This window comes from Algoriphagus marinus (genome assembly GCF_001936475.1).
Taxonomy (GTDB): Bacteria; Bacteroidota; Bacteroidia; order Cytophagales; family Cyclobacteriaceae; genus Algoriphagus; species Algoriphagus marinus.
In genome coordinates, this window is sequence record NZ_MSPQ01000005.1 from 53,294 (window position 1) to 69,752 (window position 16,459).

Consider the following 16,459-nt stretch of genomic DNA (forward strand, 5'->3'; position numbering starts at 1 on the left):
TAAATCAATTTTGACTTCTTTTTCAAACTTTTTATTCAAAAAATCAAATCAAAAAAAACTATAAGCTAACTGGGAGTTGGTTCACAAAAAATCAACGGCAGTATGCAATAAAAGAGATTAATCATTATTTTAAGCTTCCCAAAAATCCAATTAACAAATCTCATGAAACAACCCAAAAAAGTAGCATCGGATCAATCGCGCCGTGACTTTATCAAAAACACAGCGATTGCCTCGTCTTTTTTCATCGTTCCGCGGCATGTACTTGGAGGAGTAGGATTCACCTCTCCTTCTGACCAATTGAATATCGCCGCAATCGGAGCTGGCGGCAAAGGAGCTAGCGACATCATGCTTGCTTCTGTGAAAGGCCGAGAGCGGATCGTTGCACTTTGTGATGTAGACTTTTCAGGTTCAGCCAAGAGATCAGTGGAGAGTTTTCCAAATGCCAAGCTCTATGCCGATTACCGCAAAATGCTCGATACTGAAAAGGACATTGATGCAGTAACCATTTCAACTCCTGATCACGTGCATGGACCAGCTGCAAAATACGCCATGGATCGCGGCAAGCATGTCTATGTCCAAAAGCCGATGACACATAATATTTCTGAAGCGAGAATACTCACAGAGTTGGCTCGCACTCAGAAAGTAGTAACCCAAATGGGAAACCAAGGTGGATCAAACCCATACCTGGATATAGTTCAAAAATGGATTGATGAGGATAAAATCGGAAAAATCTCCAAAGTTCAAGTTTGGACCAACCGTCCGGTTTGGCCGCAAGGAGGACCTTTTCCTGCTGCAAATCCAGGCACCAAACCAGATGCCCTGCAATGGGATCTTTGGCTAGGCCCAGCACCGGAAATTCCTTTCACCCCAAATCTACATCCATTCAACTGGAGAGGTTGGTGGGATTATGGAACAGGCGCACTCGGTGATGTAGGATGTCATTTGATCGATATTCCATTCCGTACACTTGGTTTGAAATATCCAACCGATGCAGAGTGCAGTGTTGGAACTGTCTTCTCTAAAATGTGGACTCCAGATTACAATCCTGAAGGATGCCCAGCATCCTCATTTATCACCTTGCATTTTGCCGCTACTGCGAAAAGTAAATCACCGATCGAAATGACTTGGAGTGATGGTGGAATTAAGCCTTCACATCCGGATATTATCCCGGCTGATGACGATATCGGAGGTACCGGATCTGCCAATGGCGTATTGATCATAGGGGATAAAGGAATTATTTCTACCAATATCAATGATTCTTCTCCATTAATGCCTAAACTTTATTTGAATGACGGAACGACTGAATTTGGACCTCAGACTGAAGAAAATATGGAGTCTGAATATGGGCATCAGCGTCTTTGGGTAGATGCTTGTAAAGCTGGATTTGGAAGTACCGAGCACAAAGGTTTGACTTCCTCTTTTGACTATGCCGGTCCAATGACCGAAACCGTTTTGATGGGAAATCTAGCCATCCGAAGCTATATGCTTCGAAGGGAAAACAGCAAAGGACAAGCTGAATTCTTTGGCAGAAAGAAACTCCTTTGGGACGGAGAAAACCTTAGAATTACAAACCTGGAAGAAGCCAATCAGTTTGTGACTAGAACCTATCGTGATGGTTTTGGTATGGGTTGATTCTCATGATTGAAAGTATCATTTCAAGCCCAACCGATTGATTTTGGTTGGGTTTGTTTTTAACTAGCAGATAGAATTAACAAGCATGAGCACGATTAAGAAATCTGCGCCAAAACTCAATCTTACTCCAGAAGAGCGTAAAAATCTTCGAAAAGCCAAAATCAAGATTTCGGAGCTCTTGGATTATGCCCCTGATGAATTGGAATTGATTTTAGAAGCAAGTTCAGATCGGGTGAAAACGATTTTTGCGCTAGCGGAATTCCAAACTGTACCATCCATCGGAATCAAGTTTGCCGAGGATTTGATTTTTATGGGTTATTATTCCTTGGCTGAACTCAAGGAAAAAGATGGGGCGAAATTGCTTGAAGAATATGAGCGAAAGAAAGGTCATTGGACGGATCCCTGTGTGGAAGACCAATTTCGATTAATAGTAGATTTTGCCAGAAACCACTCAACTACTAAAAATTGGTGGGATTACACGGAAGAACGAAAGAAATACCGTGCAGAAAACGGCTATCCTCCAGACCGCCCAAAGACTGCTTGGCATGAAATCATCCCTATTAAGTGGAAACCCAAAAAATGATTTTTATCGCTCAATTCATCATTATCTTATTCGGAGGCTTCATCTTTTCTGTGGGGCTTTTGATGTTGTTTTTTCCTGAAAAAGCACTCGCTACACTTCGAAAAGCAGGCAGTACCAATTTGATTAATTATGGGGAAATCACCATTCGCTTGATTCCTGCCATCGCATTGGGGATTTACGCACCTTATTCCAGATTTCCGGATATTTTGAAATTATTCGGAGGATTTATGATCGCCACTTCGCTTGTTTTATACTTTGTTCCAAAGCGCTATCATCATGCCTATTCGGTGAAATGGGCTTCAATTCTCAAACCCAATTACGTGAGATGGATTGCACCATTAGCCTTCGCATTTGGGACAGCGGTGATTTATTCGGTGGTCTAAACACCATTCAAGTACTTATTTTACTGATCTCAAAATTGATAAAATCAGGCACTCTCTTTTTTTGTTTATTTGAAGACTAACTTAATCTTTACCCATGAATAAGCTAATTTTCACCCTAATTTTCGCTGTTTTTTGCGGTCAACTTGCAGCCCAAGACAGACTTACGGGACAGACTTTTACCACACGATCCGAAGTACTTGCTCGCAATGGCATGGCAGCAACCAGTCAGCCATTGGCTACACAAGCGGCCTTGGATATCTTGAGAAAAGGTGGCTCAGCAATGGATGCAGCTATTGCGGCGAATGCAGTATTAGGTTTAGTCGAGCCTGCGAGTTGTGGAATAGGTGGAGATCTTTTCGCAATTGTTTGGGATGCAAAAACCCAAAAACTCTATGGATTTAACGGGAGCGGTCGAGCCCCAAAATCGCTTAACATTGACTACTTTATTGACAAAGGGATAAAATATGTTCCGGATCTAGGCCCGCTTCCTGTTACCGTTCCAGGCGCAGTAGACGGCTGGTTTGCGCTTCATGAGAAATTCGGAAAACTACCAATGGGCACGCTACTTCAGCCTGCGATTGATTATGGAAGAGAGGGCTTCCCAGTTTCTGAAGTGATCGCCTATGAAATGGAGAGTAATTATTCCGGGATGGTGGATTTACCAGGTTTCGCAGAGACTTACATGCCGAATGGCCATACTCCACGAAAAGGCGAGGTTTTCAAAAACCCAAATCTTTCTGATACCTATGAAAAAATCGCAAAAGGCGGTCGGGATGCTTTTTATAAAGGCGATATCGCTCGCACCATTGGTTCTTACATGAAAAAGCATGGGGGATTTCTCAGCTACGAAGATCTTGCCGACCATACTTCAAACTGGGTAGAACCCATCAGTACGAATTATCGGGGCTATGATGTCTGGGAACTTCCTCCAAACGGACAGGGAACTGCCGTGCTTCAAATGTTGAATATCTTAGAAGGATATGATATCAAATCCATGGGATTTGGAAGTGCGGAATATCTTCATGTCTTGACTGAGGCTAAAAAACTAGCGTATGAAGATCGTGCTAAATTCTATGCAGATCCCGCATTCAATAAAATCCCTGTAGAAGAGCTTATTTCCAAAAGCTATGCTGCCGAAAGAAGGGCTTTAATCAATCCCAATCAAGCTGCCAGAAGCTATCCGGCTGGAGATTTAGAAATCGAATTGGGAAATACCACCTACCTCACTGTAGCCGACAAGGATGGGAATATGGTTTCCTTGATCCAAAGTATTTATTCTGAATTCGCCTCTGGAATGGTTCCTGATGGCTTAGGTTTTGTGCTCCAAAATCGAGGTGCGCAGTTCAACGTTCAGGATCGCAATCATGCCAATGCGATAGCTCCCGGCAAGCGCCCTTTTCATACGATTATCCCAGCTTTTATCACGAAAGACGGTAAGCCATTTGTGAGTTTTGGCTTGATGGGAGGATCAGTTCAGCCGCAGGGTCACGCCCAGATTGTCGTGAATGTAGTGGACTTTGGCATGAATCTTCAGGAAGCTGGAGATGCGCCTAGAATGAGACATTCCGGAAGTTCACAACCAACTGGATCTGTTATGACTGACGGTGGTACACTCAATTTGGAAAGCGGATTTACCCCAGAGGTTTTTAGAGAACTTCGAAAAATGGGACACCAAATCTCCTTCGCTGTTGGGATTTACGGAGGATATCAAGCTATCGGCGTGGATCTGGAAAATAGAGTTTACTCAGGTGCTTCGGAATCCAGAAAAGACGGACAGGCAGCCGGGTATTAAGCAAAAACAAATCAAATTTCGTGTTTAAATCTTCAATCCATTCCTAAAAGACCTTAAGGCTTTGGGCTAAACCGGGAGTTTCCGTCAGGAAAAGATTACCTTGTACAGGTAAAAACTAATGAAAAATGGATTTCGAAGACGTAAAATATGAAATGAAAAAAGGCTCTTGGAAGCCTATAATTATTGTAGGAATTCTAATTTTCCTACTATTTGCCTTTAAGCCATGGGCTCAGGTGGGAGCTGGTGAGCGAGGAATTGTACTTAATTTTGGAGCAGTTGAAAATACAGTTTTGGGTGAAGGAATTCACTTCAAAATACCAATTGTGCAGACAGTAGTCCTGATGGATGTAAAGATCCAAAAGGCAATTACCGACGCGGCTTCGGCCTCTTCTGACCTACAGGATGTGGCCTTATCTGTGGCCTTGAATTACCACGTCATTCCCGACAAGGCTAATGTGGTGTACCAATCGATCGGTGTAGAATTTAAAGCAAGAATCATTGATCCGGCGATTCAGGAGGTAATGAAAGCGGTAACTGCTCGATATACCGCAGAGGAATTAATCACCAAAAGACCAGCGGTGAGTACAGAGATGAAGGATGCTTTGTCATCGAGATTATTGGAGTCAAATATCGCCGTGGATGCATTTTCTATTGTATCCTTTAGCTTTTCTCAAACCTTCACTGACGCCATTGAAGCGAAGCAGACTGCTGAACAAAATGCCCTGAAAGCAAAGCGGGATTTGGATCGTATTCGAGTGGAAGCCGAGCAGACCATCGCTGCTGCAACAGCAGAAGCTGAGGCATTGAGACTTCAGAAAATGAATATTTCTCCTGATTTGATCGAGCTACGAAAAATCGAAGCCAACCTGAAAGCCATTGAAAAGTGGAATGGAATCCTTCCTGAAGTGACGGGAGCAGGAGCTATTCCGTTTATTGGAGTAGGTGGAACAAAAAACGACTAAGTTTTTTAAGTCTATTGCAATTGAAAAAGCGTGTCTTTGAATTTAAATTCTAAGCACGCTTTTTTCTTTATCCTTTAAATTCATGAGTGGAAAAGAGAAGCTGTAGCCCAACGAAAATATAACCAAGTCATGCTTTACTTTTTGAAATTTGATTTCCAAGCAGGCTAGGATTTTTCTACCTTGGGAGTTATCCTCCCCATTCCCCCATGAAGAAAAAACTACTTACACCCCTTGTACTTTTCATCCTATTTCTGTCATTTTCTGCTTGTCAACAGGAGGTGGTAAAGCAATCAGAACTAATAGATCCTAATCTGGAATACAAGACCTATGTCCCGAACTCAACAGATCTTGTGATTTCCAGAACGGAATATGCCGATCGATTGTATGGCTTTTGGCTAGGCCAATGCATCGCCAATTGGACGGGACTAATCACCGAAATGGATAAAATCGGAGGAGAAGGAAAAGATGGAAAAGGAGCTGGTTTCTATACTAGAGCGAATTGGGGTGGCCCTGACGAACCTGCAATTTGGGAGGAAAAAGGAATGGATATGGGGAGGAATATTGATTTTGTCCTGGAAAAGGAAGGTGGGATATGGGGAGCGGATGACGATACCGATATCGAGTACATCTACCAATCCCTGATGTACGAAAATCAAACAACCTCACTTAGTCCGGAGCAGATTCGTGATGGTTGGCTCAAGCATATTTACTCGGATGAAAACACTCCTTTCATTGGAAAAGACGGTGTTTCCAAAGAAAATTACCTTTGGGTTTCAAATCAAACTGCGCACGATCTCATGCGTCAAGGAATCCTCCCTCCAGCTACTGGCGATCCGGCAAACAACAAGGATTATGAAATGATTGACGCGCAACTGACCACTGAGATTTTTGGATTTTTCGCTCCCACTAGACCGGATATCGCACTGGAAATCGTAAGTCTACCAATTCTCACTACGGCTAGATCTAATGCGCAGTGGGCCGCAGAGTTTTATGTGATCATGTATTCTTTGGCTTTATCGGCAGATCAAAACAAACCAATAAAAGATCAATTATTCTGGATGGCTGATCAAGCTCGAACTCGACTTCCTGAAAATTCAGCGGTTGCTGGTATGTACGACTTCATCAAAGAGAGCTATGAGGCACAAATCCCATGGGAAACTACCCGAGACAGCCTTCATATCAAATATCAAATCAATCAAGAAGCGGGCTATGATTGGTATACCAAAGACGTGGTCTGCAACGGATGCTTTGCGGGAGGAATTAATTTCGGAGCAAGTATGGTCAGTTTATTTTATGGGGAAGGTGATTTCAAAGAAACTATCAAAATTGGCACATTAGCAGGCTGGGATTCAGATAATCCTACCGCTACTTGGGGAGGTCTTATCGGATTTATGATTGGAAAAGAAGGGGTCGAGGCTGCTTTCGGAAGGAAATTCGCCGACAAATTCAATATCCATCGAACTCGAGGAGGATTTCCAAATGATGGAATAGACAACTTTGAAAACATAGCGAAAACCGGAGTTTTTGTAGTGGATCGAATGGTCCAAGAAAAAATGGGCGGAGGAGTGGACCCGGAAAAAGACGAGTGGCATATTCCTGTCAAACCGGTGAAAATTGAAAAGGTGCCTCTTCAGAATTAAAGAAGAAAAAACAACTTTTCTATCTCGAATTTTGAAAACTAATTTTTAGAGTCTATTTTGAAGAAAAATTTGAATAATGAAAACCATCCCAATTTTTATATTGATTTTCTTTTTGACTTTTATTTCAAATGCTCAAGAAAAAAAAACGTTGACTAGAACTACTAGAAGTGGTGACTTAGAGGGTAAGGTTTTTAATAAACTTACTGGGGAAGTAATTACCAATATGCAGCTAATGGAGCTTCTAAAGGAAAAACCGGGATTAAAAATGGAATTATTCTTTGATAGGTATGGTGAATTGGAAAAATCAATTTATGATCCTTCAAACCCTTTCAAACATTACAATAGAGACCCAGAAAAGCAACCTAAAAGAAGCGAAACATTTCCAGAATTTTCATTTAATTCTGTTGACGGTGATGAATTCGTAAGTGAAGAACTAATTGGTAAATGGGTTTTAATTCAATTTAATCCATTTCCTGATTTCATGGATAAAAATCAGTGGACAAATTTGGTTTCTGATTTGAGAAAGTCACGAAAAGAATATGAAATTGAATGTATCGGTGTATTTTCCTATGACGATGACTTAGGTGCATTAGTTGAGGAATTTCAACCAGATATCAAATTAGTAAATAATGGCAATGGCTTTTTTTCAAGATATCATATTATACAAATTCCGACGACTGTATTAATAGATCCTTCAGGGGTTTTAGTAACATATTTTTACGGAAATGACCCAATCGATTTCCTTCCTTTTCTAAAATAATATTGAAAAAATAGAATTGGTGAGTTGGTTTCCACTTCTGCCTTTGTGCTCTCAGCGTCAGCCATAGCGTACTTTGTGGTTAAAAAAAGCTGATGGAGAAATTGACTCCATCAGCCTTTTACTTTTTAACTCCCTAATTACTTACTTCATATACGCCTCTCGAATCGCTCGAAACTCTGAACTAGCCTTCCACCTTGGCCAAGTGTCAGAATTTGCCAGATTTCTACCTACTGAATACAGCAACTGAACGTCATCCACTGCTCCGTCTAGATTCCAACGGCTGGTATCATATTCGTCAGAAGGCTTATGGTAATACTTCTGCACATAATCATCCTCCAGTTGCTTTCCGTATTCTTTCCCCTTCTCAAAGTGATCTATTCCCGTTCCGATATACAAGGCAGGAATGCCCACTTTGGCAAAGCTGAAATGATCAGAGCGGAAATAATAACCAGCAGTTGGCGTAGGATCAGGAGCAGAATAGCGACCTACTTTTTCCAATTCTACATTGAGTAAATCCTCCATATCACTCTGCCCTACACCTATGATAGAGACATCCTTCATCTTGCCATAAGGATTGATCCCGTCCATGTTGATATTAGCAACAGTTTTTTCCTTAGGGTAAATCGGATTCAAAGCATAATAAAGCGAACCCCAAAGTCCTTGCTCCTCGGCCGTTACCGCTAGAAAAATAACGGTACGTTCTGGTTTCTCGTCAGTACTAAAGGCTTTTGCCAAAGCAAGCAAAGCTGCGGTACCGGTGGCATTATCCAAGGCCCCGTTGTAGATCGAGTCTCCCGTCTCATCCGGTTTTCCGATTCCCAAATGATCCCAATGTGCAGAATAGATGATATATTCTTCCGGTTTGGTGGAGCCGGTCACTTTAGCAATCACATTTTTCGAAACGTCATAGTTGGCTTCCACTGCCAAAGAGGAACTCGCTTTCAAATTCATCGCTACAGCTTGAAAATCAGCTTTTCGAGCTTTTGCCAACATTTCCCGCTCATTCATTCCTGCCATTTCAAAAAGCTTATTCGCTGTAGGCAAAGTCACCCAGCCTTCAAAACCCAATTTGTAATTGTCTTGTCCTCGGTCATCCAGGTAAAGTTGTGCTGCATTCCAGCGATTCTGAACCACATTAAACCCATATCCAGCCGGAATGGTATTGTGCACAATCAGGACTCCCATTGCGCCATGACGAATAGCCTCCTCATATTTATAAGTCCAGCGACCGTAATAAGTCATGGTATTCCCTTTGAAAAAGGCCTCGTCTTCTGTCCCAAAACCTGGATCATTGACTAGCACCATCACGATCTTACCAGTAACATCGATATTTTTGTAATCATCCCAACCATACTCTGGAGCAACAATTCCAAAGCCTGCAAAGACGATTTCAGTATCTTCAAAACTCACCAAGGAATCGGTTCTCTGCGTCCAGATCACATAGTCTTTCAGACCTTCAAACGTGACGGATTCATTTGCAGACTTGATCGTCATTTCCGAAGCAGCCGTACTATTGATCGAGACCATCGGTACATCCTGAAAGTAGGAATTGCCATTTCCAGGCTCTAAACCCATGGTTTTGAATTCTGACTCAAGGTAGTTGATCGTCTTTGTTTCCCCTTCGGAAAAAGGCATTCGGCCTTCAAACTCATCTGACGCTAAGGTGATGATATAAGGTTCAAGGTCGGAAACCTGAAAGAAATACGGCTCTTTTTTAGGCTCAGAGCAGGAAAAAATTGCTATTCCTAGGGCATAAATTATTAAGTGCTTTTTCATATGATCATAATTTGTTTTTTAAAGGCCATATGGAATCTCGCAGATTATAATCATCCCGGTGTGTGACTTTTTAGTCATGCTCGATTTCATGTGTTTATCATTTTTCTATTTGGCCACATAGCCTGCCCCGAACTTGTTTCGGGGGAATCTCGCATTTCGATCCAGATAGCCATCGGGACATCCTACTGTGTGACGTTATCGTCATGCTCGATTTCATATAATTATTATTTGATTTTATAGGTCATACCTGCTTGCCGAGAGGCAGGTGAAATTTTTAAGAATACAACTGATATAATCTTGGATAAAAGTAATTTGTACAATAGTGAGAATCTTAATATATAATATTCTCAATTCACAGTGCTATTTGCCTCCCATACTTTTTGTTCGCTGAGTTTATTTATTTGAGAAATATTTAAAGGTTTACTCTTAGGAATACGAAGAACAGAATCACATACGCCCGAAGAATTTGCGGAAGGCAAAGCTTCATTCAACCAAAGTTTCAACTGCATTCCCAATCCATCAAATCCTAAATGATACCTAGCAGAAGTTGCACCTGTAAACCTCCCATTGTACTCATAGATAAAATATTCTCCAGTTAATTTTTTCTGAAATTGAATATTAATAGGCCCCACCCAGCCTGCTAAAATTATTTTTTTAACCCAATCTCTAGCTAGCTTGTTCGCTGTTTCATCTTTACAAATGCTCACTGTGGCACTTACACCCTGCTTCATAAGATGCTCAGTTACTAAAAGTCCTCCAAGCTCTCCGTTTGGACCAACCATCGCTTGACAAGAGATCTTTAATTCCTCAAATGAATGAAAGAGGGGTATGCCGGAGGTCTTAATTTGATTACGATATTCCTCGATTTTTTTAGAATCACCTAAATACTCTTGAAAAATATAATCTTTTCTACCCCTTAAAGCCTCTAATTGCTCATTGGTGCAAAGGAGAATCACTCCTTTTGAGGCAAACCCTTTCTTAGGTTTAGCAATGATGGGAAATGCTACCCCTGATAGAAATTGGTTTAGGATTTCTTGTGAAGAATCTGCGCAAATAGTCTTTGCAAAAGGAAGATCATGTTTTATAGAGAACTCAAAACTCTTCCATTTATCAAGAAAAGCAGACGCTATTTCAAAAGATCCTGTCAGGATTGGGGATTCAACAAGTAAATTTTCAGATTTGATTTTTGATAAAAACTCAACGTCTTCATCTCTACAAGGAATGATTAAATTTGGTTTTTCAATTTGTACTTTCTCCAAAAAGAATTTCCGAAAATCCTCCGCATCCTCCACTAAAGAAGGTGAAATAAGCACCTTATCATATTCAAAAAGAGAGGGCACATTTGGGATAGAATTGAATGTAATCAACTCCAAATCCTCCCTTCTTTCCGATAATACATCTAGTAGATTTCGACCCACCAAACTTCCTCCAGACAGAAACAAGAGTTTGATTTTATTCTTCATTTTAATTCAAAGGAATTTTCGATAGATATGATTTATTTTATTCTGGAAGATAATAAGCTTTAAAAATCGGGTCTTCTTTCAGATTCAAAGCATCTAATGCATTTTTGTAAAGTAGTTTTGGCAAGAACTCTTCTTTAAAAGGAAGACTCATAAAATTAGCTACAAAAGCCTTAATAGGAGTCAGAGGATAGGCAGTCCCGAATAAAAATTTGCTGGAGAATCCTTCAAAATTTTTATTAATGGCTCTAAGCCAATCCTCGTGACCAAGATGCCAAAGATATCCCTCAGGGCTTAACCAAATTGTATCTCTCCGCATGGCAGTAACTATCGCTTCCCTTACATAAGGATAGCATCCATGAGCACATATTATTCTTAGATAAGGAAATTTTTCAGCAATCTTTTCAATATGATGTGGATTAGCGTAATCTAAATATTGTCCACCTTTAAGCCCGGAGGTCTGAATAATAACCGTACAATCTAATTCTTGCAAGAGTCTATAGACCTCATCCAATCTATTATCTGAGGGCAAACAACCCGGCGCTCTTCCAGGCTCAATCTGAAAGACTTTTATACCTAATTCATAATAACAGCGACTGATTTCCGAGAGGCAATCATGAAATGTATTACTCACATCTAAACCTCCACAAGCTATAAACCTTCTCGAGTTTCGGTGTTGAATTGCTGATAGGTCGTCGTTTGATGTGGTTCGGTCTGCAAAGTTATATTTCCCCAATTTTGCTCCTGGATTAAACCCGGATGCTGAGACTGCTGTAGTAACTCCAGCATCTTCAATTTCTTTGAAAAAGGACTCTTCAGTACCTTCTTTGAGTGATTCGATTAGGGGAAGTCTACCGCTTTTTTGAAGTTGGGTTCTATAATAATCTGCTGATTTACCCCCAGTAAATCTACAGCGCACATCAATAATCATACTTTCAAGTTCAAAGGAATAATAAAAGAAAAACTTATCGAAGATATAAGAAAAACATAAACAAGGCTTTTCTAAAAAGAACGAAAATTATAAAAACAATAAATCTGCGGTCACTTAATAAAATTCACATAATATCTTTTGGCCATGAATCCGAGTACCCTTAAGAAAAGTAAGGGATCCTTATGAATATAAATAAACAAATACCAATTAGTTATTAGTCTTTTCTTATGTGTCTCACGATTAGAAAGCTTCTTATACGAACCAAGTAAATTTTTCCTATAGAATGAGGTTACTTTGGGTGTATAAATTACATCACCTTGATTTTTATAAAAATTATAAATCAGATTATCCAAACCAGGAGACTTATAAGCAGCAGGATTTTTTAAAAAACTATCCATTTTATTCCTCATCATCCAGTTCGAAACATGACCCTGATAAAATTTTTTTTTAAGTTCCGATGTTTTTCTAAAAGTTATTTTATCAGGTATATCTGTTGTTATTGGAGGATTCTCTCCATCTAATATGGTATTTGTAATACAAATAGATGCATTAGGATATTGCTTCAGAAGATCTACTTGATGCTGAATCTTAGTGTTTTCAACCCAATAATCATCGCCATCACAGATGCATATAAACTCCCCTCGAGCACTACCATATAATCCCAAATGATTCAAACGACCAACTTTTCTTCCGTTTCGGATCATTTTATCCTCCGACTTTCTTAAAAATAACCGAATTCGATCTTGGTTTTCTTTTGCGTATTTTATGCAGATATCACGAGTGCGATCCGTGCTATCATCCTCTCCTATTAGAATCTCAAAAGGAAAACTAGTCTCCTGTGATAGGACACTCTCAATGCATTGTGCAATATATTTTTCATGCTGAAATGCAGGTATACAGACAGACACCAAAGGATCAATCAAATTGACAGGCTTAGACTCTCCCAGATACTCCATAATTTGTAATTAGCTGAAACTCCCTAAAATTTTCCTCCCCAATCAAATCCTAAAAATCACCTCGAAAGATCAGAATATTTATTCATCTAGAGAAATTGGGCTTTATCTGGAATTACTTGCTTTTCCTCCACCTCCAAAAAGAATCCCCGCTCCCAATACAAACCCGAAGTCGTACCATCCTCCGGTATTATTCACGGCATACATGGCGATATCATCAAAAAAAACAGAGAGCACAAAACTAATCGGAGCGATAATTCCGTGCCAGACGCCAAAGAAAAAGCCATAAGGCTCATCAGTGACACAGTCTTCAATATTGGTGACTTCAGCACAGGAAGAAAATAAAATCAAAATCACCAAGAAGGTGAACAGGGACTTCAATTGAGTGGTCATAGCAAATGGGTTTGATGAATACTTCAATTTAAGAAATTTTGAATGTTTGTGTTACTCTAACCAGTAAATGCATTTCCAATTTGAACAGGTAAATAATCGTTAAACAGATTGAATAAGTGCCAGATTTTGCGCAACTTTTAATCCGTAGTTTTTTATTCACTTAAACTTTTGCAGATGAAAAATCAATTAAAACCTACCAACAGAAGAGCTTTTTTGAAGCAAGGGATCGCAGTTTCCGCTGGAATAGCAGGGATAAGTCAGATCGCAAAAGCTGCCAGCACAAATCCGGATTTCGCAAGCGAAGACTTAATGTTCATCGGTCCGAGAAAGGGATATTCCCCTCAGATTGGTGCGCTGGTATCCATGATGGCCTATATGAGACAAACAATTATTGATACTGTGAAAAATCTTAGCGTTGAAGACTTGGATTACCTTTTTGATGAAAATGCCAACTCTATCGGTGCAATGATCATGCATCTGGGTGCCACTGATAAGTTTTATCAAATCAACACCTTCGAAGGACGGGAAGAATTTACTGCCGAAGAAGATGAAATCTGGGGAGCGGCCATGCGATTGGGTGCGGAAGGACGAGAGAAAATCAAAGGAAATACCGCAGCATACTACCTGAAAATGATTGGGGAAGTCCGGGCTGAGACACTCGAAAAACTAAAGGAAAAAGACGATAAGTGGTTGATGGAAGTTGATAAAGGCTGGTCCAGTCCCGGGAATGAAGTAAATACCTATTGGAAATGGTTTCACGTGATGGAGCACGAATCCAACCATGGCGGTCAAATGCGAATCATCCGGGATCGAGCACCTTCCAAATTTTAATTAGACATGAATTTTAAATTTATCCTTAGCCTAGTTTTTTTACTGGCTTTTTCAAAATACAGCTTTGCCCAAAAACCGCTCAAAGTTGGCGTGGCGGGGCTCACACATGGACATGTGGGTTGGATATTAGATGCCAATAAACGCAGCGATCTGGAGATCGTGGGGATTGCCGAACCCAATCGTGAACTTGCAGAAAGACTCTGCAAAAATTATGGAATCCCAATGGACTTGGTTTTTGATTCATTGGAAGAAATGCTAGAGGCCACCAAACCTGAGGCTGTCACGGCATTCGGGAATATTTTCGATCATCTTGCCGTCGTGGAAGCTTGTGCCCCAAAAGGGATTCATGTGATGGCAGAAAAGCCTCTCGCAGTATCGATGGAGCATGCCTCGAAAATGGAAGCACTTGCAATAAAACACAACATTCACCTGCTCACCAATTATGAAACGACTTGGTATCCTTCCGTGGAGCGAGCAGGGGAATTGTTAGAATCGGGTCAAGTTGGTGAAATGCGAAAACTGATCGTCCGAGATGGACATCGGGGCCCAAAGAAAATTGGAGTGAGTGCTGAATTCTTGGAATGGCTCACCGACCCTGTCCTGAATGGTGCCGGAGCAATTATCGATTTTGGATGCTATGGTGCAAATATTGCAACCTGGCTCAACTCAGGTCAAAGACCAACTTCAGTGACTGCCGTTGCCCAGCAATTTCAACCTGAAAACAATCCGAAAGTAGAAGATGATGCCACGATTATCTTAACGTATAAGAATTCTCAAGCCATCCTTGAACCCTCTTGGAATTGGCCGATTGGCCGAAAAGACATGGAAATCTATGGCCTGACGGGAGCGATCTATGCCGATAATGGGAAAGATCTCCGGGTCCGAATAGCAGAAGGCTACGATGGCTTTGACGAAGAAAAAATCAGAATAGAAAAAAGGGATGCACCTTTCGATGATCCCTTTTCATTCTTAATTGCTGTGATTCGAGGTGATATCCAGATGAAACCTTATGATTTGAGCTCTTTGGAAAACAATCTGATTGTAGTTGAAATCCTTGAAGCGGCTATTAAAAGTGCTAAGGAAGGGAAAACAATTTATCTGAAATGAATAAAATCGGTCTCTCAGTATTTATAAAACGCTTGATATTTTTCGGGCTCTCGTTATCGCTAAGCTGGAGCAGCTTTGGACAAGAAAGTGATTCCGTTTACAGCTTCCCCTTTCACCTAGAGTCTAGACTACTTGTCTTCAGCGGAGAGATGAATGGCCAAGCGACTAATTTTGCCTTCGACACAGGAGCTGCTTTGGGGCTTGCAGGGAAAAATTTCAGCAATACAAAAAGAGTCAAAATAAAAGGAAAGCGGATGACTATTCGGGACTCGAATAGTGAAACAAAAAAGGTACGTACAGCCTATACCGATGAAATTAAAATTGGTGAGTTTAAAATCTCAAATGTAAAAAGCCTGATTTATGACATGTCTTATTTGAGTTGCCAGGATTTTTACCTTTTGGGTTCAAATGTTATCAAATTGCTCAATTGGGAAATTGATTTCGAAAAAATGATTGTTCGGGTATCTCAAAAACCTTTTCCCATAAAAGACAGCTATTTGGCTTTACCTGTGTCTTATAAAAATACGCGGCCTTACACCGAACTTTCTTTTCAAGGAATAAACCTGTCAAACATTCTAATTGATTTTGGGTATACCAAAGTTTTAGATCTTGACTCATCTTCTGAATTGATCAGAAAATATATCCAGAACAAAGATAATCAAGGCTTTACTCATGCTTCTCTCAACCATAGTACCGGAGCTATAAGCCAAAAAACTGAGGAAACAATTAATATTCTCTTGGACACCCTAGCCCTCGGTAATGGGGCGGTTTACGGGATACCTACTGAGTTTATGGAAACCAATCACAGTAAACTAGGTTTGGCCTTTTTTAGCACCTTAAGTAAAAAAACGATCATAAATAACTCAGAATCTACCTACTATCTTGATCTTAAAAATGAAAGTCCAAAATTTCTCGACACCAAGTTTTTCAACCTTAGATATAGTGAAGGAAAAGTACTGGTGAGCGGAAAATCCCTAGAGCAGATTTCTTCCCATCAGGAAATAGAAATCGGAGAAGAGGTAATCTCCGTAAATGGTATTCCCATGAGCGATTTTAGTGATGAATGTGCTTTTGTCAATTGGTATTATCGCTTCTCGGAAGATAAAATATCCATCATTACAAAAAGTGGGAAGAATCTTAGTTTTGAACCAATTTCGTTGCTTAATAGCTTTTAGTATCCTTTTTCAATTTATGGATTCCTTTTTTTAGAGTTAATGGATTAATCAATCAACTAATTTAAATCACAACCCTTTTTC

General features: G+C 40.3%; 15 protein-coding genes. 10 read left to right on the forward strand and 5 right to left on the reverse strand.

The features are described from left to right. The first annotated feature begins 162 nt into the window (after nt 1-162). The 7 genes from BVC88_RS08995 to BVC88_RS09025 all read left to right on the forward strand — a co-directional run bounded on the left by BVC88_RS08995 (nt 163) and on the right by BVC88_RS09025 (nt 7,752). Nucleotides 163-1,632, forward strand: coding sequence for a Gfo/Idh/MocA family protein (locus tag BVC88_RS08995; protein ID WP_075350350.1), 1,470 nt, complete (start codon nt 163-165; stop codon nt 1,630-1,632). Between the two features lie 85 nt (nt 1,633-1,717). Next, nucleotides 1,718-2,215, forward strand: a complete 498-nt coding sequence (locus tag BVC88_RS09000) for a helix-hairpin-helix domain-containing protein (RefSeq protein ID WP_075350351.1) — start codon at nt 1,718-1,720, stop codon at nt 2,213-2,215. Beyond that, nucleotides 2,212-2,598 carry a hypothetical protein gene (locus BVC88_RS09005; protein WP_075350352.1) on the forward strand — a complete coding sequence of 129 codons (387 nt, stop codon included), beginning with the start codon at nt 2,212-2,214 and terminating at the stop codon, nt 2,596-2,598. The genes BVC88_RS09000 and BVC88_RS09005 overlap by 4 nt, the downstream gene beginning before the upstream one ends. Nucleotides 2,599-2,692: 94 nt before the next feature. Next, entirely contained in the window at nt 2,693-4,390 is a 1,698-nt protein-coding gene (gene ggt / locus BVC88_RS09010) for a gamma-glutamyltransferase (RefSeq protein WP_075350353.1), read from the forward strand. 125 nt (nt 4,391-4,515) lie between these two features. Beyond that, nucleotides 4,516-5,352, forward strand: coding sequence for a prohibitin family protein (locus BVC88_RS09015; RefSeq protein ID WP_075350354.1), 837 nt, complete (start codon nt 4,516-4,518; stop codon nt 5,350-5,352). Nucleotides 5,353-5,558: 206 nt separating this feature from the next. Then, on the forward strand, nt 5,559-6,992 hold the full coding sequence (locus BVC88_RS09020; protein ID WP_075350355.1) for an ADP-ribosylglycohydrolase family protein: 1,434 nt from the start codon (nt 5,559-5,561) through the stop codon (nt 6,990-6,992). Between the two features lie 76 nt (nt 6,993-7,068). Continuing rightward, the gene (locus tag BVC88_RS09025) at nt 7,069-7,752 is read left to right on the forward strand and encodes a TlpA family protein disulfide reductase (RefSeq protein ID WP_075350356.1); all 684 of its coding nucleotides are present in this window, start codon (nt 7,069-7,071) and stop codon (nt 7,750-7,752) included. A 141-nt stretch (nt 7,753-7,893) separates the two neighbouring features. Here BVC88_RS09025 and BVC88_RS09030 read toward each other — a convergent pair whose 3' ends face one another. The 5 genes from BVC88_RS09030 to BVC88_RS09050 all read right to left on the reverse strand — a co-directional run bounded on the left by BVC88_RS09030 (nt 7,894) and on the right by BVC88_RS09050 (nt 13,265). Next, nucleotides 7,894-9,528 (reverse strand): M28 family metallopeptidase, encoded by a 1,635-nt coding sequence (locus tag BVC88_RS09030; protein WP_075350357.1) that lies wholly within the window; start codon nt 9,526-9,528, stop codon nt 7,894-7,896. Nucleotides 9,529-9,875: 347 nt separating this feature from the next. Next, entirely contained in the window at nt 9,876-10,991 is a 1,116-nt protein-coding gene (locus tag BVC88_RS09035; RefSeq protein WP_075350358.1) for an ATP-grasp domain-containing protein, read from the reverse strand. 37 nt (nt 10,992-11,028) lie between these two features. Next, on the reverse strand, nt 11,029-11,919 hold the full coding sequence (locus tag BVC88_RS09040) for an amidohydrolase family protein (RefSeq protein WP_075350359.1): 891 nt from the start codon (nt 11,917-11,919) through the stop codon (nt 11,029-11,031). 110 nt (nt 11,920-12,029) lie between these two features. After that, nucleotides 12,030-12,875, reverse strand: coding sequence for a glycosyltransferase family 2 protein (locus BVC88_RS09045; RefSeq protein ID WP_075350360.1), 846 nt, complete (start codon nt 12,873-12,875; stop codon nt 12,030-12,032). 102 nt (nt 12,876-12,977) lie between these two features. Next, nucleotides 12,978-13,265, reverse strand: coding sequence for a hypothetical protein (locus tag BVC88_RS09050; protein WP_075350361.1), 288 nt, complete (start codon nt 13,263-13,265; stop codon nt 12,978-12,980). Between the two features lie 174 nt (nt 13,266-13,439). Between BVC88_RS09050 and BVC88_RS09055 the strand changes: the two genes are divergently transcribed. From BVC88_RS09055 to BVC88_RS09065, 3 genes are read left to right on the forward strand one after another with little or no spacing between them, the layout of a single operon-like run. After that, a complete protein-coding gene (locus tag BVC88_RS09055) occupies nt 13,440-14,096 on the forward strand; it encodes a DinB family protein (protein WP_075350362.1) in 657 nt (218 codons plus the stop codon). Nucleotides 14,097-14,102: 6 nt separating this feature from the next. Next, complete coding sequence (locus BVC88_RS09060; RefSeq protein ID WP_075350363.1) at nt 14,103-15,203, forward strand: Gfo/Idh/MocA family protein; 1,101 nt, start codon at nt 14,103-14,105, stop codon at nt 15,201-15,203. Continuing rightward, complete coding sequence (locus BVC88_RS09065) at nt 15,200-16,378, forward strand: aspartyl protease family protein (protein ID WP_083639059.1); 1,179 nt, start codon at nt 15,200-15,202, stop codon at nt 16,376-16,378. Before BVC88_RS09060 ends, BVC88_RS09065 begins: the two co-directional genes overlap by 4 nt. Nucleotides 16,379-16,459 lie beyond the last annotated feature (81 nt).